This window comes from Flavobacterium sp. RHBU_3, from assembly GCF_046613565.1.
Taxonomy (GTDB): domain Bacteria; phylum Bacteroidota; class Bacteroidia; order Flavobacteriales; family Flavobacteriaceae; genus Flavobacterium.
Map to the genome: position 1 here is coordinate 235,027 of NZ_JBKJHC010000006.1, position 20,406 is coordinate 255,432.

The 20,406-nt window shown below is 41.3% G+C and carries 16 protein-coding genes; 7 read left to right on the top strand and 9 right to left on the bottom strand.

Going from position 1 to position 20,406, the window contains the following annotated elements; translation table 11 throughout:
* Window positions 1-3: 3 nt before the first annotated feature.
* From ACLI1A_RS10775 to ACLI1A_RS10785, 3 genes are read left to right on the top strand one after another with little or no spacing between them, the layout of a single operon-like run.
* Entirely contained in the window at window positions 4-1,044 is a 1,041-nt protein-coding gene (locus ACLI1A_RS10775; protein WP_411408659.1) for a glycoside hydrolase family 2 TIM barrel-domain containing protein, read from the top strand.
* A 10-nt stretch (window positions 1,045-1,054) separates the two neighbouring features.
* Window positions 1,055-2,230 (top strand): aldose epimerase family protein, encoded by a 1,176-nt coding sequence (locus tag ACLI1A_RS10780; RefSeq protein WP_411408660.1) that lies wholly within the window; start codon window positions 1,055-1,057, stop codon window positions 2,228-2,230.
* A gap of 7 nt (window positions 2,231-2,237) precedes the next feature.
* Window positions 2,238-3,179: a glycoside hydrolase family 43 protein gene (locus tag ACLI1A_RS10785; RefSeq protein ID WP_411408661.1), complete on the top strand. Its 942-nt coding sequence runs from the start codon at window positions 2,238-2,240 to the stop codon at window positions 3,177-3,179.
* Between the two features lie 211 nt (window positions 3,180-3,390).
* Here ACLI1A_RS10785 and ACLI1A_RS10790 read toward each other — a convergent pair whose 3' ends face one another.
* The 9 genes from ACLI1A_RS10790 to ACLI1A_RS10830 all read right to left on the bottom strand — a co-directional run bounded on the left by ACLI1A_RS10790 (window position 3,391) and on the right by ACLI1A_RS10830 (window position 16,444).
* The gene (locus ACLI1A_RS10790; protein ID WP_411408662.1) at window positions 3,391-5,583 is read right to left on the bottom strand and encodes an alpha-galactosidase; all 2,193 of its coding nucleotides are present in this window, start codon (window positions 5,581-5,583) and stop codon (window positions 3,391-3,393) included.
* 95 nt (window positions 5,584-5,678) lie between these two features.
* A complete protein-coding gene (locus tag ACLI1A_RS10795; protein ID WP_411408663.1) occupies window positions 5,679-7,505 on the bottom strand; it encodes a metallophosphoesterase family protein in 1,827 nt (608 codons plus the stop codon).
* Window positions 7,506-8,071: 566 nt separating this feature from the next.
* Window positions 8,072-9,109: a hemin-degrading factor gene (locus ACLI1A_RS10800; protein WP_411408664.1), complete on the bottom strand. Its 1,038-nt coding sequence runs from the start codon at window positions 9,107-9,109 to the stop codon at window positions 8,072-8,074.
* Between the two features lie 16 nt (window positions 9,110-9,125).
* Window positions 9,126-9,902, bottom strand: coding sequence for a heme ABC transporter ATP-binding protein (locus tag ACLI1A_RS10805; RefSeq protein WP_411408665.1), 777 nt, complete (start codon window positions 9,900-9,902; stop codon window positions 9,126-9,128).
* 2 nt (window positions 9,903-9,904) lie between these two features.
* Window positions 9,905-10,939 carry a FecCD family ABC transporter permease gene (locus ACLI1A_RS10810; protein ID WP_411408666.1) on the bottom strand — a complete coding sequence of 345 codons (1,035 nt, stop codon included), beginning with the start codon at window positions 10,937-10,939 and terminating at the stop codon, window positions 9,905-9,907.
* Window positions 10,929-11,834 (bottom strand): hemin ABC transporter substrate-binding protein, encoded by a 906-nt coding sequence (locus ACLI1A_RS10815; protein ID WP_411408667.1) that lies wholly within the window; start codon window positions 11,832-11,834, stop codon window positions 10,929-10,931. Before ACLI1A_RS10815 ends, ACLI1A_RS10810 begins: the two co-directional genes overlap by 11 nt.
* A gap of 31 nt (window positions 11,835-11,865) precedes the next feature.
* Window positions 11,866-13,272, bottom strand: coding sequence for an HmuY family protein (locus ACLI1A_RS10820; RefSeq protein ID WP_411408668.1), 1,407 nt, complete (start codon window positions 13,270-13,272; stop codon window positions 11,866-11,868).
* A 9-nt stretch (window positions 13,273-13,281) separates the two neighbouring features.
* Window positions 13,282-15,438 (bottom strand): TonB-dependent receptor plug domain-containing protein, encoded by a 2,157-nt coding sequence (locus tag ACLI1A_RS10825; protein ID WP_411408669.1) that lies wholly within the window; start codon window positions 15,436-15,438, stop codon window positions 13,282-13,284.
* Between the two features lie 166 nt (window positions 15,439-15,604).
* Entirely contained in the window at window positions 15,605-16,444 is an 840-nt protein-coding gene (locus tag ACLI1A_RS10830) for a universal stress protein (protein ID WP_411408670.1), read from the bottom strand.
* A gap of 164 nt (window positions 16,445-16,608) precedes the next feature.
* Between ACLI1A_RS10830 and mnmE the strand changes: the two genes are divergently transcribed.
* From mnmE to ACLI1A_RS10850, 4 genes are all read left to right on the top strand, one after another.
* On the top strand, window positions 16,609-17,997 hold the full coding sequence (mnmE, locus tag ACLI1A_RS10835) for a tRNA uridine-5-carboxymethylaminomethyl(34) synthesis GTPase MnmE (RefSeq protein WP_411408671.1): 1,389 nt from the start codon (window positions 16,609-16,611) through the stop codon (window positions 17,995-17,997).
* Window positions 17,998-18,158: 161 nt separating this feature from the next.
* Window positions 18,159-19,286 (top strand): site-specific integrase, encoded by a 1,128-nt coding sequence (locus tag ACLI1A_RS10840; RefSeq protein ID WP_411408672.1) that lies wholly within the window; start codon window positions 18,159-18,161, stop codon window positions 19,284-19,286.
* A gap of 5 nt (window positions 19,287-19,291) precedes the next feature.
* Window positions 19,292-20,008 carry a hypothetical protein gene (locus ACLI1A_RS10845; RefSeq protein WP_411408673.1) on the top strand — a complete coding sequence of 239 codons (717 nt, stop codon included), beginning with the start codon at window positions 19,292-19,294 and terminating at the stop codon, window positions 20,006-20,008.
* A gap of 97 nt (window positions 20,009-20,105) precedes the next feature.
* A complete protein-coding gene (locus tag ACLI1A_RS10850; RefSeq protein WP_411408674.1) occupies window positions 20,106-20,387 on the top strand; it encodes a helix-turn-helix domain-containing protein in 282 nt (93 codons plus the stop codon).
* The last annotated feature ends 19 nt before the right edge of the window (window positions 20,388-20,406 follow it).

The following is a 20,406-nucleotide window of genomic DNA, read 5'->3' on the forward strand; positions in this document are numbered from 1 at the left end:
ATTATGAAGAAAATTATTGTACTACTGGCCTGTATAACAAGTGTAACGGTATTTGCACAAAAATGGACAAAGGAAAAAGCCGATAAATGGTACGCCGAACATAAATGGATATCGGGTGCTAACTTTATCCCAAGCTCTGCGATCAACCAGCTGGAAATGTGGCAGGAAAGCACCTTTGACCCTACAACCATAGACCGAGAGCTGGGCTATGCACAAAGTGCGGGTTTTAACGCCATGCGTGTATTTCTGCACAGTGTTGCCTACAAGGCCGACCCAAAAGGTTTTAAAAAGCGTATGGATCAATACCTGGCTATAGCCGATAAACACGGCATACAAACCATGTTTGTGTTTTTTGACGATTGCTGGAATCCTAACCCTGTTGCGGGTAAGCAGCCTGAACCGAAAACAGGCATACACAACTCGGGATGGATGCAGGATCCTGGCTACCCTGATACCGACCACGCCGGAGATAAAAATCTTGAAACATACGTAAAAGACATACTAAAAACCTTTGGTAATGATAAAAGGATATTGCTTTGGGATCTTTACAATGAACCGGGAAACAGCAATAAAGGAACTAAAAGCCTAGGTCTGCTTAAAGATGTATTTAAATGGGCTCGTGAGGCCAACCCAAGCCAACCGATATCGGCAGGATTATGGAACTGGAGCTTTCAGGAGCTGAATACTTTTCAGGCACAAAACTCAGACATTATCACCTACCACTTCTACGAAGATCTTGAGGGTCACCAACGCGTTATTAACCTGCTTAAAACACATAACCTGCCTATTATATGCACCGAATATATGGCACGTACTAAAAATAACAGTTTTTACAACCACATGTCTCTTATGAAAAAAGAGAATATAGGAGCTATAAACTGGGGACTTGTAAGCGGCAAAACCAACACCATTTATGCCTGGGATACTCCAATTTCTTCGGGTGCTGAGCCAGACATCTGGTTCCATGATATTTTCCGTAAAGACGGTACACCTTACCGCCAGGATGAAGTAAACATGATTAAGAAGCTTAACGGAGTAAAATAAGTAGCATAGTATGGAACTGAATAAAAAAATAGCGGCTTCATTGCTCTGCCTTACCCTGCTTTCAGCCTGTAAGGAAACGAAAAAAGAAGACACTGCTGAGAGTAATCCACCTGCTACTGCCGGTTATGAAACCTACCTAAAAAAAGAGGATTTCGCAGCTAAAGTAAACGGTAAGGAAACCGGGCTTTATTTTATAGAAGCCAAAGGAATAAAAGCTGCCTTTACTAACTACGGTGCACGCGTTGTGGGACTTTGGGTTCCCTGTAAAGATGGAAAAATGACCGATGTGGTGGTGGGGCTAAACAGCACTACGGCGTACCAGAACGCTACCGAACATTATTTTGGTGGCACTATAGGCCGTGTAGGAAACCGCATAGCCAAGGGTACATTTAAAGTTGAAGGTAAAGAATACCATGTACCACTAAACAATGGCGAAAACAGCCTGCACGGTGGTATAAAAGGCTTTCAGGATGTGGTGTGGAATGTAACCCAACCAAATAAGGAGACTCTTGTTTTTACTTATAGTTCACCCGATGGTGAAGAAGGATATCCGGGTAAACTTGACGTAAAAGTTACTTATAGTGTGACTGATAACGGTACCCTGAAAATGGAATATGAAGCAACTACCGATAAAAAGACACCGGTAAACCTTACCAATCACGCCTTCTTTAACCTTAACGGTGAAGGCAGCGGTACTATACTGAATCATGAGGTTGTTATTAATGCAGATGGTTACACTCCTGTAGATGCAGGGCTAATACCTTTTGGCAAAGTTGAAAAAGTGGCGGGAACACCATTTGACTTTACCGCGCCGCATACAATAGGCGAACGCATAGCTGCCGACAACGAACAGTTGAAAAATGGAAAAGGTTACGACCATAACTATGCTCTTAACGCTGCCGGTACTGATACTATGCGCCACGCTGCTACCGTAACCGGAGATAAATCAGGTGTTGTTATGGACATTTATACTGAAGAACCGGGACTACAGTTTTACAGTGGTAACTTTATGCAGGGAAAAAACACCTTTAAATCAGGAGGAAAAGATGATTTCCGGACAGCATTTTGTATGGAAACCCAACATTTTCCTGATGCAGTGAACCAGTCTGCATTTGCGCCTATATTACTGGAACCGGGAGCAAAATACCATACGGTTTCGGAATACCGCTTCAGCATAAAAAAATAATACAATTATGAGGTTTTATATATTAGCATACATTTTGTTTTTAAGCCTTACAGGGATTGCCCAAACGGGCAATCCCCTGCTGGCTGATCCTACTGTTTTTTATCACAAAGGAACCTACTATTTATACGGTACCAAAGGCAGTAATGCCATACCCGGCGAAGGCTTTTTAGTGTACACCTCAACCGACCTTAAAACCTGGAGCGGCCCAGCCGGAAAGCACGATGGTTATGCTTTTAAAAAAGGAGATGGTTATGGCGACACTGGTTTCTGGGCACCGCAGGTATTTGAATACAACGGCAAATTTTATATGGCCTATACGGCTAACGAACAGATAGCCATAGCCACAAGCGACAGCCCGCTGGGGCCGTTTAAAAATGATGGTAAATGCCTGAAATCTGATGTGCGGCAGATAGACCCGTTTGTGTTTTTTGATAACGGAAAAATTTACCTGTACCACGTAAGGCTGGATAAGGGTAACCGCATTTTCGTGGCAGAAATGGAAAGCGACTTAAGCGCCATTAAACCCGCTACATTAAAAGAATGTATACACGCCACCAAGCCTTGGGAAGACACAGAAAAAGTGGAATGGACAGTAACAGAAGGGCCTACCGTTTTAAAGAAAAACGGGCTTTATTACCTGATTTATTCGGCTAATGATTTCAGGAATAAGGATTATGCTGTAGGTTATGCAACATCTAAAAACCCTTATGGCCCTTGGGATAAGGAAAACAATAGTCCATTTATAGCTACAAAAGGGCTTGGTTATCCCGGTACCGGCCACGGTGATGTTTTCTATGATAAGAAAGGAAACATGTTTTATGTATTCCATACTCACTTTTCGGACACCGAAGTTTCCCCCAGAAAAACGGCCATTGTCCCTATTATATTACAAAACGGAGTTTTGAAAATTAAGACTGATTCTTCAGTTACATTTCCTTCATTACATTAGAAGTTTGGTTAGGTAAGACGGCTGCCCCACAAGGCAGCCGTTTTTTTTTACATCATTACCTTATAATAACCTACTCCAATAAGTATCATCTTCATCATAATTTATTCATCAACCTACATTTTAAATAAACTATGTTTGAAAGGGCTCTTATAGTTAACCTGAATCAAAAATAAAAATATCACTTTATCAAACGTTAACATTTAATTTTTAACTATACCTGCGTTAGTTTTAAAACGACGCTCGTATTATATGTATTTACGTTAGGGTTTATTCCAACTTTCATTAAAAAATCACCACTATATATAGCAGTTTCTACAGCGGGTTTCTTACCGGGATATACATTTATTTCTTCTACTTTATACTGAGCATCAGCTTTAAGCCCTTTTAATTTTATAGGAGTATGGGTTCCGGCCTCGTACCTGTTCTTTACAAGGTAGGTAAACACAACCGCCTCATTACTGTCCTTACTTACATAAGCTACCGAAGCAGCATCGGCCTCATACGGGCTTTGCAGGCGGTACTGGTCGCCGTGCCATATAGTATTCCGCAGGGCATTATAGTTTTGTATTGCCTCTTGGCAATATTGCAGGTCAGTGTCGTTAAGGTGCTTTACAACAATATCAAAACCCAGCCTGCCCATCATGGCTACATCAGTACGAAATTTTATCGGCTGCTTGCCCCAGTCGGTAACGTGTGCTGCCGTGGCAAGTGCCGGGTAAAAGTACGAGTATTCCCACTGCATGTATATACGCTCCATAGGGTCGGTATTATCGCTTGGCCAAAACTCCGTAAAATATTCCAGTGTGCCATAATCTACACGGCCACCACCGCCCGAGCACAGCATCATGGGTACCTTAGGGTATTTCGTCCTGATACGTTGCAGTACCGAATACAGGCCTTTTACATAATCCGTATAAAAGTTGCCCTGGTTCTCTTTTAGGTATTTTGAATTTGCGTTATAAATAACAGCGTTACAATCCCACTTAATATAGGCCAGTTCCGGGTTCTTGGTAAAAAGGTTATCTACTACCCCATAAACAAAGTCCTGCACTTTAGGATTGGTTAAATCAAGTACCAGCTGGTTCCTGAAATAATGCTCGGGCCTTCCCTCCTGCTTCACCACCCAGTCCGGGTGCTGCTTGTAAAGGTCGCTTTTCGGGTTTACCATTTCAGGCTCTATCCATATACCAAATTTTACCTTATTGTCCTTAGCCGATTGTACCAATGTACCAATACCATTCGGCAGTTTCTTTTTATTTTCCTGCCAGTCTCCTAATCCAGCCGTATCTCCATTTCTCGGATGCGTATTGCCAAACCAACCGTCATCGAGTAAAAACAAATCTACCCCCAGTTTTTTACTGTCGGCAATAAGTTCTTTCAGCTTGGTTTCGTCGAAATCAAAATAAGTCGCCTCCCAGTTGTTCAGCAGCGTCATTCGGTCACCCTTACCGTCCAGAATTTTATAATCGCGTGCCCAGTTGTGAATGTTACGACTGGCTTGGCCTTTGCCATGCGTAGAAAGCGTGTACCAAAATTTAGGCGTAGTAAAGTTCTCCCCTTTTTTAAGCACATAGTTGGCCGAAGCATTATTAATCCCCGAAATGATGCGTAGGTTGTTTAACGGGTCTACTTCAAACTCGTTACGGAAGTTACCGGCCCATTCCAGGCCGCCCATAAGCACCTTGCCTTCGTCCTCGCCTGCCGGTTTCTCCAGCGACACCATAAATACCGGTGGCTGAAAAAGGTCGGCACGCGTACCCAATTTAGAGTCCAATACTTTAATACCATGAGTAAGATGTGATTGTTCAGGATTCATTTCCCTAGCCCAGTCGCCATGGTACTGATTAAGGTAAAAATCGTTATTCCCTTTAAGGTACAGATTGGCCGAAGCATATTTGGTAAGCGTTACATTTCCCTTTTCGGTATGCTTTATCGTAGCCCATTGTTCCATAATGTCATTGGCATAAAAGGTTTTTATAAAAAGGTGTACTTCAAAAGCATATACCGGGTCTTTTAAAACAATCTCCGTTTGCGAAACGTCTTTTGAAACCGCCTTGGTTGTATGCGACACATAATGCAGGCTCAGCGAAATATTGCCATCGGCGTGGGTTACTGCTATGGCAGGTTCAAACAGGTTCTTGGAGCCCGCAGGCGTATAGGCCGAATTGTAAATACCGGTATACTCATTACCCTGGTGGTATTGGGCAGACACCCGGCTATAGTCGGCTTCTTTTTCAAGCTTTTCACCAAAATATATTGTTCCCAGTTCTTTATCCTTATTCACTTCAAGCACCAGGGCATTGCTTTTTGTATTAACGGTAATAAGCTGTTGAGCCAGTAAGGGTGTACCCGTACCGGAAAGAGCAAACAGCAACCACGCTGCCGACTGCTTTATGTTTTTCATACTGATGTTTGTTTGGTTATTTTTCAATGACCGCTAAGATACTAAATGCCCCGCTATTATACTACGTATAAGTGCATAGGGATACCTTGCCATTATTACTTTGGCGCTATGGTCCACTTTTGCAGGTCAATGGTAAAATTACCTGCAGGGTCACCTTTTTGAAGCACATCAAAAATATTATAAAACAAAGTATAAGAAGCTATTACTTTATCTGTTAGTTTAAGCTTATTTTGTTGCTTAATGATAAGGTTATACTGCTTCAGGCGCTGTTTCCCGATGTCTTCCAGGGCAAGGCAATCGGCGCTTTGCAAGCGGTACAGGTCGTAAACCCAGTCGGCGCCCGTCCAGCTTTCCAATTCCTTTCTGCTTAGTTTTTCCTTTTTCAGCAGTGCTTTAATATTACCGTTGCCTACGGCCGTTACAAGCAACTCATACCCCGTTTTAACAATAAAACTTTCTACAAACTCCTTAGGCCATTCCTGCGGGATGAACCTCAGGCGCACCAGCTCTCTCAGGTGGAATTGAGTAAACTCCTTATAGCTTTTGGTTTCAAGTATCGCCTTATTCCAAATATCTTTTGAGCCAGTACTTTGCAAATGGGTATACTCCATCTTATACAGTTCGAACAGCTCATTAAACCTTGGCACATCTTTTATAACCACCGTTTCCACTTCCATGCGGTTTTTATCGTGCAGGGTAAGCAGCTTATATGCCGGTATATAAGCCGCCAACGAAGGCGACTGAATATTAAACAAGGTATTACCCTCTGCTGTTTTGCGGATGCCTGTATCGTTAATGTGCATGTGGCCCGCAAAGTGTATTTTTATGCCAGCATCGGCAAAGGCCTGCGCAACATCTTCGTGTGGTACGCGCTCCATCTGCCATTTGCCCTCGCCTAAAAGCTGTTCTATCTGCCCAGATGCCCCATCGTTATATTCCACCATAGGGTAATGGCTGAAGGCTATTAGAGTCTTTCCGCGTTTTTCGGCTTCGGCAGCAATAGTTTTTACCCATTCTATCAAATGCTTTTTGTGGCGCATCACATTATTATAGCCAATGGACGCCCCTGAATAATTAGCCGGATTTGCGGCATTGCCGTCGGCATTCTTTTTCGGGATGTATACATTGCCATCAAGGGCTAAGAGCCAAAGCCCATCTACAGGCTCCACCAAATAGCTCGCATCGGGCACTTCATATCCAGGACTTACTTCGTATTTACGAATACTATATGCAGCATTACTTAAAGCATTGCTAAAAGTATAATCATCATAACTATACATGCTGAATGGCGTTGCCCAAAACCGGTAACCTGGCTGCGGGTAAAACCCGAAATCCTTCAACGTACTGCTAATACCACTGTACCCCATAGTGGCAATATCTTTGGTAATCACCGCCGGATGGGCATTCGCATCCGTTTTTTTATAGAGTCGCTCCTTACTGAAAATGGGTTGGTTTTTACCGCCTTCTCCTAAAAAGTCATCTTTCCCAGCGGGGGCATCCCAGGGGGCTACCGGGTCGTGATTACCTGTGGTTATAAAAAACTGAATGCCGTATTTGCTGCTATACTCGTTAAGTATGCGTTGCAACCCACGCAGGTGTATGGGTTGGCCGTCATCAGTATAATCGCCGGGCAGGGCCACGAGTTTCACACCTCTTTTGGCAATATCATCCAGCGCTGCCAAAAAGGCAAAGTAATTCTCGTTGAATATACGGGTGCTGTGTAGCTGGGCATCCATAGTACGCATCAATACGGGTTTACCATTGGCAGGGTTGGTTATGCCTTTATAATCCGCATCGGTAAACTGCCCATACAGGTCCTGTAAATGTACATCGGCCAGGAAGGCAATCTGTGTATCTTTTTTTTGGGAATATAATGTAGTGGCAAACAGCAGCGCCGCTATTGTGGTGGTAATCTTCTTCATGTTTAAAAAACCGCTATAATAGTGAAACTGCTGATTAATCCGTTTAAGCCATTGTTATTTTTTACAGTTTTCTCGCAAAGACGCAGAGCCGCTAAGTTCCCATCCCTGGCGCAAGCCTCTGGCCATAAGTGTTCGAAACATTTCAATAGCCCCGTTAGGGGCGGCATATTTATAGAAAACAATAATTTAAGATGCGGAGGAGTTCCGGAGGAACGGCATATAGTCGTATAAATATGCCGCTCCGCTGGAGCTCTGCTCACTCCTGTGTATATTATGCTATAAATATGTCACCCCTCTGGGGTTCAATATCAGATAAATTTCATATTTCGAACACTTATGGTCAGAGGCTCGTGCCCAAAATATAATTAAAAGATACGAGCAGGAGGCTCGAATCAGCAATGATTAATACAGGCCGCCGCGCTTCGTACCTCCGCTCGCGGTGACGGAACGGGTAAACACACCGCATGAAGCTCCCAGCAACTGACAACTGGCAACTAAAAACCATGAAAAGCCGCTCCCGGAAAATCCCGAAGCGGCTTTTGGACTAAACTAAATAACTTAAACTATTATAACGAAACAACAAGTTCTTTCCATTCCTGCAGCTCAGGGATACCCGGTTTACGTTTCCCGAAGAACTGTACAATAATTTCACCCATTTCATTAAATACCTCTATAGCAGTAACCTCTCCATCTTCGGTAGGCTTGCGTACTATCCAGGTCTGGGCTATTTTATCCATGTCCAGGTGCAGGTTAAAATCAGGATCCATCACGTTAAACCATTGGCCATGCCACATGGTTTTACGCACTATACCTGTGTGTATTTGTATGTTACCTCTATTACCTACAAAGCACATAATAGGCAGCTTTGTTTCGGCAGCGCCTTCAAGCATTTTTACTACTGCATCTTTATCTACCTTCTTAGCAAAGTGCTCATTAGGTGCAAGGCGAAGCGCCTGGGTACGGGTTACACCAAATTTGCGCAGCATACCGAAGAATTCATGTGTATCCTTAAGATCGATCCATGCCTGTTTGAATGCTTCAACATCAATTTCAGTATCGGGTTTTTCATTGATAACAAGAGGCACTTCTGTAACATCTTCGCTAGCACTCTGGTCTTCGGCCATATATTTAGCAACAAGGGCATCAAAAGCATCAGCGTTGCTGTCTGCTGTAAGGTATATTTTGTGGATGGCAAGGCCGTCTTTCCCAAAGAACTGAAGGCTTTTGCGCTCTCCGTGCTCACTTTGTTCGGTTACGGCATAGGCTTTAGCCCAGTGACCCAAGAATATCCTAAGGTCGATATCCTCACCTACAAAAAGGCCTGCATGCGGGTTACTGAAGTCAGGGTTAAGGTAAGTACCTTTACGCTCGTGCACGCATTCGTCGTTGCGGGTTAGTGCCATTACTTTGCCCAGTGCCTCAACTTCGCCAAGGATAGCGGCAAATTCAGGGCGAAGGCGTACAACATTTTCTCCAATCTGTGTAGCCAGCAGTTCGGCTTCGCTTACGCCAAGCTTTTCAGCAGCATTGCGTATGCGCAGGTGTGGGTTTTCGGCTTTAAGAGCCTGCCATTGTTCTTTTAGTGTGTGGGTCGCAGCATTCATAATATGGTTTAATTTTTTATGTTCCAAAAATTATTAACGGATTGTTGTTTACAGGGTTAGCACATACCGTGCACGGAAAGTTATACACCCTGCTGATGATTTCGCGGGTAAATACTTTGGCCGGTGCATCGTGTGCCACTACCTTACCCCTTTGCAGCAGCATAACTCGGTCGGCAAAGCAGGCGGCAAGGTTCAGGTCGTGCAGCACCATTACGGCGGCATTCCCTTTCTCTGTAAAATCCTTTACGCGGTGGAGTATGCGGTGCTGGTGCAGCACATCGAGGTTATTAAGGGGTTCGTCTAAAAACAGTAGCCTGTCCTGGATGTCATTGTCCAGTTGTGCCAAAACACGCGCCAAGTGTACCCGCTGTTTTTCTCCCCCCGAAAGCGAGTTATAATCACGCTCCTTTAACGGAAGCACATCAGTCTCATCCATTGCCTTCAGTACGGCATCTTCATCTGCCTGCGAAGGCTTGGTGTTAAAATAAGGGTAACGCCCCATAAGTACCACATCGTGTACCCTAAGCGGTATATCGCTACTATAGCTCTGCGAAAACTTGGCCTTATGGCGCGGCAGTTCCTCGTTATCCCAGTTTTTAAACGCTTTCTGTTTAAAAACTATGGCTTCGCTGTGCTTACCGCTTTCGTGGGCCAACAGGCTTAGAAGAGTGCTTTTTCCGGCTCCGTTAGGGCCTGCAATTACCAGCAGTTCGCCACTATGCAGGGCTACGTCCACGTCCTGTAACAGGGTGTGCGTTTTGTAGCGGTATGTAAGTTCGTTTGCCTGTAACATAATTACATTTGGTTACGAGTCCTTATTAAAATAATCATGAATATGGGTGCACCCATAAACGCCGTAAGCACGCCTATAGGCAGTTCTGTAGGCGGGGCTATGGTACGGCTTATTGTATCGGCACCCAGTAACAGTATTCCTCCCCATACTGCCGAAAGCGGAAGTATGTAGTTGTAGTCTGATTTAAAAACCAGCCTTAGTATATACGGTACTATAAGCCCTATAAAGCTTATGGTACCCGCAAAAGCTACCGAAGTACCTACCAGCATGGCCGTAAAAACCACTATCTGCCTCTTTACTTTTTCTATGGGAATACCAAGGTGCATGGCGTCTTTTTCGCCCAGCATAATGGCATTAAGCGCTTTGCCTTTGTTTACTAGCATCAGGTAGCTTACACAAACAACAACTGCCAGTATAGCATTCTTTATCCACGATGCGCCTGCAAGGCTACCCAGGTTCCAGAACGTGAGGTCGCGCAGTTCTTCTTCACTACTGAAATAAATAAGCAAACCCATAAAGGCAAACCCGGTCGCGGTTATGGCTACCCCGGTAAGAAGCATTACAACAATATTTGTACGCCCGTTTTGTGTGGCTATACGGTGTACTAAAATCATATTGAGGAGTGCACCTGTAAATGCCATAAGGCTCAGGAACGAAAAGTGCATGGCCTCAGGGACATACGGTTTTATATATTTGCCCAATACTATGGCTATAGCTGCAAAGAGCGATGCCCCCGCAGTAATACCAAGCAAATCGGGCGTGGCAAGTGCATTACGAAACATACCCTGCAAACAGGTACCCGATACCGACAGTGCACTGCCTATAAGAATGCCCATAACAATGCGGGGCAACCTCAGTTCAAGCAGTACAAAGCGTTCGGATGCATCTATGGTATTGTCGTTACTAATCAGTGCCGCTATAACTTCGGTAAGCGAATGTTTTTCGAAAACAAACACCCCGCTGTACAGCGATACGATGGCCAGTGCCAACAATACCACAACGCCGCCTGCAAGCAATATGAAGCGTTTATTTTGCACTTGTAGCCGTTTGCGGATTTATTAATAACGCATTTAGCGCTGTAACAGCCTGACCTACGCGAGGCCCGAAGCTGTGTACCAAACCGCCATCAAGGGTAACGATGTTTCCTTTTTTACCGGCAGTGGTTTTATCTACACCCGGAATTTTTAGTACACCTGCTTTACCTCCAAGGCTTTCAAGGCCGGTATCATACAGCAATATTACATCGGGGTTGTTTTTTATAAGGGCTTCAGGCGTAAGCGGCTTAAAGTCGGCAAAGTCCTTAGCGGCATTTGTACCGCCTGCAAGGGTTATTACTTGGTCTTCGGCAGTACCTGTACCCGATACCATCATCATGTTAGCGCCACGGGCATAGATGAACAGTACCTTAGGCGAAGGGCTTACCGGTTTTACCTGTTTCAGGTCGGTATCTATAGCGGCCTGAAGTGCAGTAACATCGGTTACACCTATTGCAGTACCTACCTCAGCAATCAGCTTTTTGGCACCTCCTATGGTAAACTCCTGGTTAAAGGCTTCTACTTTAATACCGGCAGCCTTAAGTTTTTCCTGTAGCTCAGGGCTTATGTCTTTGGCAGTACCCAGTACATGCGTAGGCTTCAGCGCTATAATGCTCTCCGGCGTAATGCGGCTGGTGTGGCCAAGGTCTTTTGCCGTAGTTTTAATATCTTCAGGGAAGGTGCTGGTAACATCTACCGCGACGATTTCTTTCTGGTGCCCCAATGCACTGATAACCTCAGTAACGGCGCCGTTTAGCGAAATTATTTTAAGGGTGGTAGTCTCAGTTTTAGCAGGTTCGGCAGTAACGCCTTCAGCAGGCTTTTCGGCCGCTTTATTACATGAGCTGATTAGTGCACCTGTAAGCAGGGTTAACAGCAATACTTTTATTGATTTCATACGTAATGATGATTAAATTTTGGTTTAACGATTATTGAAGTAGAGCATATTGGAATGTTGGGTGTCCCCTTTCGCCTGACTCGCTGGCACCACCGGTCATTTTCAGTTTGTAAATGTTGCCGTTAGGGTCTTTTACAATAAAGAAACGGTCTGTTTTCAGTACAAATGCCGATACAGGCACTCCATCAGGGCCGTTAACGCTTGTGCTCCTCCAGTTAGAACCTATGTTACGTTGATCATCGGTAAACTGGGTTTCGTCAACGTTTGCAAGGGTAAAGCTTTCGTAGCTTATTTCACTTGTAAGGACCTGATAAGAACGTGCACCACCTTTTGTATTGGTAACAATAAAATCGGCATAGTAGTATGGCGTAGTACCGCCCACCACGTTAGTGAAGGTAGTAAAGTTAATGTCCCACTGGTTTTTCTGAGGCTCTACACTAACTGCTCCACCTACAGTAAAGCTGAAGAACGTAAAGTTATACGCGCTGTTTTTAGCTATAGTAATTTCCTGGTGCGTGGTAGCATCTATGTCGGCATATTGCAGTTTGTAGTCGCTGCCGCTTTTTAGTATGCGTATTTTTTTCCAGCCGCGGTGTGCACCACCGGCAGAACCTTCAGATCCTGTAGCAGGCTGTGTAGCCGAAGGACCATTACCCAGGTTTACAAGATACACTTTGTTATCGTCGTCGTTATCGCTTACCGCAGCAATGGTAGCACCACTTATGTTACCTACCGGATCATCTATGTACGCAAGTGTACCCTGGCCCTGTCCTATAAGCATGTTGTTATCTGTTACTGCAATTTCGTCTATGTTTGTGGTTCCAAGTTGTTTTGCCGACATTTTAAGAGAACTGTTCAGTACAATCCTGAAATCATCGCCTCCGTAGAATCCAAGATCCCACGATACGCGAGGTACAGTAGTAAGTCCACCGCTGCTAAGATCTACATACACCTGGTTTGGCTGGGTAGCACCGCCTGTTTCCGGCTCCAGTGCAGTACCTAATGATGCAGTTTCGTTAAAGTTAAGCTGGGTTGTAGTGTTTCCGCTTATGGTAGCGTTAACTGATACTTCTGTAATAGTAAACACTACATTTTTAGTTTCACCTTCTACTGCATCTATTAGCTTGTTGAAAGTAAACGTAGCCGAAGTAGCTCCTGCTTCAAACGGAACACTAAGCACATTGTTAGTTGCAGCCGGTGTGGTAGTAAAGTCTGTACCGTAAGCTACATTTGCAACAGTAAATGATACGGTAACAGTACCTGCGGTATTTGCCTCTTCAGAGAAAAGTATCTGTACCTGTGTGGCATCGTCGCTAAGATTTTGGGATGGATTTGCAAACGATACGCCTATAGGAGCGCTTGTGGTATTATTATCCTCATTACAGGCAGTTAGTGCCAGTAATAGAGTGGTAAACAGAAAAATAAAACATTTTTTCATGGTTTTGATTTAATTGAAATTAAAGTTGTAGGTAAGTTTTACAAAATATGAGGTTCCGTAAGCCAATAACAGGCTGCCACCCGAAGCGGCATGCACGCCTGTACCACTGCTGCCGGTAGATTGTACGTTCTTTACATCTAAAAGGTTCCTTGCCCCCAGTGTAAGCTCCAGCTTTTTAGACATGAATGACTTTATGATTGAAGCATCGAGCAGGCTGTATGGAGATACAATACCTTTGCTGAATGTTACGTTGTTATCTGCATCGGTACTTTCCATAAACTGCTGATACTTGCCTGTATATTTGTAGTATACTGCAAACTGGGTATTCCATTTTGGGACACGGTATGCTACACTCGAATTTACATTTATCGAATACAGGTAGTCGTCCGGTGACGATGTACCCAGAGCAGCCGTGTTTATTTGCTGCGAAATACCTATAAGAGATGCGCCTACAGAGAGGTCGAAATTCTTATACGAAAGCTGGTTAGTAGATGAAATGTTTACAATTTTATATTTGTCAATATTTAAGTAACGATACTGCCACAATGGGTCGGTTGATGCCAGTACCAGGCTGATACGGTCGTCTACGTTTATAAAAGCCGCAGTAAGGTTATTTTGAAGCCTAAAGCTTTCTTTTCGGGTATCTTTTTTAATACTGGCTTCATAAGAAATACTTTGCTCAGGTGTAAGAGCTGCATTTCCCTGAACATTATGGTTAGAGTCTACAAAGTAGGTATAAAGCTCATCAAAATTAGGAGTACGATATGATTTACCCACCGACGCCCTTATTTCTAAACCGTGGTTCAGCAAATAACGGCTACCCAGTGACAGTGCGTACTGATTATCAAAGATAGACTGGAATGAGTAGCGTACACCCGGCCTAAGTGAGAAACGCTCTGTACATTTTATTTCAGCGGAAGCATATACATCATAATTTGCTAATACCTTATTTACATCTTCGGTTTGCTGGTTATCATCGCGGAACATGCCCGAAGCTGCCGAAGCAAAACCTTTTTCGTGTACCACCTCATAACCTAACTGCATATCAAAACGTTTGTTGGTAAAGAAGTTGGTTATGTTACCGGTAGAATACAGTACGTCTCTTGACTGATAGGTGTAGCGGGTATTTGCCTGCTCCTGTTGCGAAAGGATGTAGTAATTAAAATCTTCCTGGTCGCGTTTCTGGTTTTGGTACGATGCCGAAAGGTTATACGTATAACGGTTAAGCAGCTTACCAAAGGCGTTAAGGTGGTGCAACTGACGGTTGGTTATATAACGCTTGTCCTTGCTGTAATATGTTTCCGGGAAAGGGTAATTATCAATTGGTATTACAACAGGGTTATAATAGTCAACATTTTCATGGAAATATTCAAACTTATAAAACAACCTGAAATTCCCTTTGCTGTAATTAACAAGGGCATTTGTAGTAAGCTGCTCCTTCGGCAGCCAGCTGTAGCCACGCAGGTTATCGTTACTGGTATCTACATAATCCTTGCCCTTATATTCATCAAAGAATCCGGCAAAGTCGTTACGGTTAGCACCCACGGCTACGTACCAGTGGTCGTTAATTGCATTTGCTACCCGCAACGCCTGTATATGGCGGCCTTTGTTAAACAGGGCATATTCATTACCCACGGTTTCTTCCTGTACTGATGCTGAGGTTTCCCACCTTTTGGCACTTCCCTTTTTTGTAATAATGTTTAGTATACCGCTTACGGCATTGGCACCATGTGTAACACCCATAGAGCCTTCTATGATTTCGATGCGCTCTACGTTGTCAAGGTTTATCTGTGTAAGGTCTACATTGTTCCCCAGTCCGCTTTCGCTTACCACAGGAATATTATCAATAAGGATTTTGAAATACTGACCATCAAGCCCAAACATGGATACAGACGAGCGCCCATCGGCACCCGAAGGCCTTACGGTAATATTAAGGTATTGGGTAAGTACGTCGGCAAGGTTGTTAGCTGCACGGTTTTCTATATCGGCTCGGGTAATAACCCTTACATTATATACTGATTTTTTTAGGGATTGCGGCTCAAACTGTCCGGTGATTACTAATTCATCGAGTTTAGCCGAAGTAATAGTATCTTTAGGATGCTGGGCATATACTCCCCAGGATACCACAAGAGAAAAATATAGTGATTTGTGTATTGGTTTAAACATCTCGGTTTAGTTAGACTAATTCTAAATAATACCGCAAATCTAAAAACGATATTGGTTTAAACCAAATTATTTTTAATTATTCTAAATAAAAGTAAGTGTTAAAATATAGTAAGAGAATGAATACAAAAGAAAAACGCTTCGAAATGAAGCGTTTTTCTTTGTAATATTACTTATCATCCCTAAAAATGAGCAAAGGGATTTTTGTATGATAGGCCATTTTTTTTGTGAGGCTGGTATGGAAAAGGCTCTCAAAAAAACCTCGTTTATGTGTACGCATTACAAGCATATCAATATTTTGATTCTCAACAAAATCAAGAATGGTCTGCTCTACATCTTTACCATGAATAACATAAAAATCTATCTTCTCATCGCGGTAATATATCTTCCACTCATTAATAAGCTCTTCAATATCTGAGGGATCTTCTTCATTGCTAATATACAAACATTCTACCTTCGCCCCTATTAGCTTACTTATTCCTATTATCTTTAAAAGAGCGTCATTGTCACGGTCTTTATATTGTGTAGTAAAGGCTATTGTAGATATACCATGAAAATCAGCATGTTCAGGTATGCCTAACACCGGGACTTTTGTATTAGCTATAACACTACCTGTAGTACTGCCTAAAAATACTTCTTTGATACCTGAAGAACCTTTTGTCCCCATTACAATCATTTCAATTTCCTCACTACCCGATACCTTATTAATGTTGTACACCAAATCGCCGTACTCTAAAACATTTTTGAGCTTAATATGACCAAAGTTGCGCTTTTCAGCTATACTATGAAGTTCATGCAACTCCTCTTTAAAGCTTTCAAAATGGTTCATCTCTATCACCTCAAAAACTTCCTGAGTTGTTTCAGGCATCGGCGGTATATCAACTATAGGCAAATCATATACGTGCAGTATGGTTATCTCGGCATTCAGCGCATCTGCAAACTTCAATGCATATATAAATGCTGTTTTCGCGGCTTCAGAAAAATCGGTTGGAAAAAGTATTTTTTTCATGGCTTTCTTACTTAAGATTGTAACATAAAGGTACAATTTTTTTACTCATTTTCTTACTGTTTTCACTTTATAATTAACACTAAAATAATGTCGCTGCCCCATTTTCATCTTTTATCATCCCACTGATAAAAGCCGTATCTTTGCTTCAAATTTCAGTTTATAAAATGATTTTTCAGGATACCATAGCGGCGCTTGCTACTGCCCCGGGATCGGGTGCAATTGCGGTTATTCGTATAAGCGGCCCCAATGCAATAACCATCGCTTCTTCTGTTTTTCGTAGTGTTTCAGGAAAAGACATAACAAAACAGAAGTCGCACACATTACATTTAGGCTTCATAGAGGATGGAGCCAAAGTATATGACCAGGTATTGCTCTCTATTTTTAAGGGTGCTAATTCTTATACCGGTGAAAACACCGTAGAAATATCATGCCACGGATCATCTTACATACAACAACAAATACTACAGCTACTGCTTCGCAAAGGCTGTCGTATGGCGCAGGCGGGTGAATTTACCCTAAGGGCATTTATAAACGGAAAGCTCGACCTTAGCCAAGCCGAAGCCGTTGCCGACCTTATAGCAAGTGACAACGAAGCCAGCCACCAAATAGCCATGCAGCAAATGCGAGGTGGTTTTAGTAATGAAATAGCCCGACTTAGAGAAGAATTATTAAACTTTGCTTCTCTTATAGAACTTGAACTCGATTTTTCGGAAGAAGATGTAGAGTTTGCAGACCGCAGCCAGTTTAATGAATTGCTTAACCGTATAGAGTTTGTTTTAAAACGACTTATTGATTCGTTTGCGGTGGGTAATGTGATTAAAAATGGTATTCCGGTAGCTATTGTGGGTGAGCCAAACGTGGGCAAAAGCACCCTGCTGAATGCCTTGCTAAATGAAGAACGCGCCATAGTATCGGACATTGCAGGTACCACACGAGACACTATTGAAGATGAAATGGTTATAGGAGGCATCGGTTTCCGTTTTATTGATACTGCCGGCATACGTGAAACGGTAGATGTTGTAGAGAGCATAGGTATTAAAAAAACCTTTGAAAAAATTACCCAAGCTCAGGTGGTGGTATACCTTGCTCCCTTTATGGCAGACAGTAAAGCCTTAAACAATGTAGTAACCGAAATAGAAAAGATTAAAAACCAATATCCTCAAAAGGCATTGGTAGTAATAGCCAATAAAAAAGATCTTTATACAAATGACCAAATTGTTGAAATTGAAAATGCCATACCGGGTATATTACTTATTTCAGCTAAAAACAATGAAGGCGTAGATGAACTGAAAACGAAGCTGCTATCATTTGTAAATACAGGTGCCTTACACAATAACGAAACTATAGTAACCAATAGCCGCCATTATGATGCCCTGATAAAAGCTCTTGAAGAAATACAAAAAGTACAATACGGCATGCGGGCTAATCTTCCGGCCGATCTTATGGCTATAGACATTCGTCAGGCATTATATTATTTTGGCGAAATCACAGGTCAGGTAACTAATGACGAATTGCTTGGTAACATTTTTGCTAATTTCTGCATCGGAAAGTAAAGTGGTAAAAGAAGTGAAAATAAAAAACAATAAAACGAAAGTAAATCAATGCTTTAAGATTTATTTTTGAATTTATATTTTCTTTTAGTTAGTACTTATTTTTACATTTTTACCGCTTATTTACATTAATTACTTATTTTTGTGTAAAAGATGTAAAAAGTATGAAAATATCATTAAGGCAAAGGGTTTCAAAAAAGACCGGTAAAGTAACTTTATATCTTGAATTTTATAAAGGGCATGAAAAGTTGCCTAATGGAAAAATCAAGCATTTGAGGGATTACGAGTATTTAGATTACTTCTTATATGAAAAACCAAAAAATCCAGTAGAGAAACAGCATAATAAAGAAAATCTGAAATCAGCAGAAGCTGTAAAAGCACAAAAGATTTTAGAGGTTCAAAATGGTACTTATGGCTTTAATAATGTACATAAACTTAATGCCAATTTTATTCAATATTTTAGAAAGCTAACTAATGACCGCTTAGAAAGCTCGGGCAACTACGGTAACTGGGATAGTGCATTGAAACATCTTATAAATTATGCCGGAGAAAGTGTAACCTTTAAACAAGTTACTTCAGAGTTTTGTGATGGCTTCAAAGATTATCTATTGAAAGCACAGAAGAAGACCGGAAAAGCATTGTCAAAAAATTCATCCCTTTCCTACTTTAACAAGTTTAAAGCGGCTTTAACCCAAGCCTTTGATGATAAAATTATCAATGAAAATCCAGCAAAGAGAATTAAAGGAATTAAGCCAGATGAAGCAGAAAGAGAATATTTGACTCAAGAGGAACTCCAAGCTCTTATAAAAACCGAATGTAGATATGATGTATTAAAAAGAGCTTTTTTGTTTAGTTGCTTTACTGGTTTACGATGGTCAGATATTAATACCCTTACATGGAACAAAATACAAGAGTTTGAGGGCGGCCATAGAATCCAGTTTAAACAACAAAAAACTAAAGGAATGGAATATTTAGATATTCCTGCTAATGCCCTGCAATACATAGGTGAAAGAAGAAATCCAGAAGACAGGGTTTTTATAGGATTAAGATATAGTGCTTATATGAATACTGCTTTAGCTCAATGGGTTCTTAAAGCTAAAATTACAAAGCAAATTACTTTTCATTGTGCAAGGCACACTTATGCAACGTTTCTTTTAACCAAGGGAGTAGATATATACACTGTTTCAAAAATGCTTGGTCATAGAGAATTAAAAACTACCCAAATTTATACCAAGATAATTGACCAGAAAAAAAGAGATGCTGTAAATGTATTTGATGAGATTTTTAAATAAATACTATGAAAAAGAAACACTCAAAACTTGGCACTTATTCTAATGATGGTTTATCAATAGGTTTTAACGGATTTTCAGATGATACTTTAGACGAAATGAGAAAAATTGTATTAGAAGATTACGAAAATATTGAGATTGATTTACAACGCCAATTATTAAGATTAGATGATTATCTAAAAAAAACTTTTGGAGCATTATTTAGAACTGAAGATTTCGTTAAGTGGTTTTTTGATAAAAAGAAAATAACCCAATGGGGCAGCAACTTACCAAAAATTAATGATGCAGAATTAATTACTTATTCGAGAATTTACATCAATGAATTAAATGAATTAACAAAAGACATCTCGATTCAGCGAATAAAAAAAACATCAATTATCTGGATTAAAGATGAGGCCGATTTAATGAAGCTCTCAAATTATTTATATACAAATTCATTCATTGAAACAGAAAAAGATTTTCATACTATTATTTCAGACCCAACCTTTAAGCAAAGAGTAAATTGGTTGAAAACTAAAACTCTTTTAATCTATCTATTTGAAAGAATTAAAGAATTAGAATATATTCCAAAGGAATTTTCTGAAAACTCTTTTATTGAAAATAATTTTTTAATTAGTGGTAAAATTATTGAGAATGTAAAGCAGTCTAAAGATGGTAAGAAAAAAAACAAAAATTCTAAACCAAAAAATCATATTTTAATTGATGCTTTTTTTGACACAAATTAACACTTTACCTTTATTTACTACTTCGGTAAAGTAAAGTCTATTCTTTCTCCTTCCTATGTTTCACAAATTTGCACTTATAAACTTAATAGTTGCAAATATGGAAACTAATAGAATTGAACAAAAATTAGAAAGAATTGAGAAACTACTCATCTCTCAAAAAACTGTCCTAAATTTTGAAGAACTGGTTGAATATACCGGATTATCTCAAAGCTATCTTTATAAACTTACCAGTAAAGGAGACATCCCTTTTTACAGGCCTAACGGTAAGCAACTTTATTTTAATAAAGAAGAAATAGACCGCTGGTTACTACGCAATCGTTCCCAAACAAATGAAGAAAGAGACAGTGAAGTTACAACCAATCTTATTCTAAAAAAGTAACTTTTAAAAGCTGCTTTTC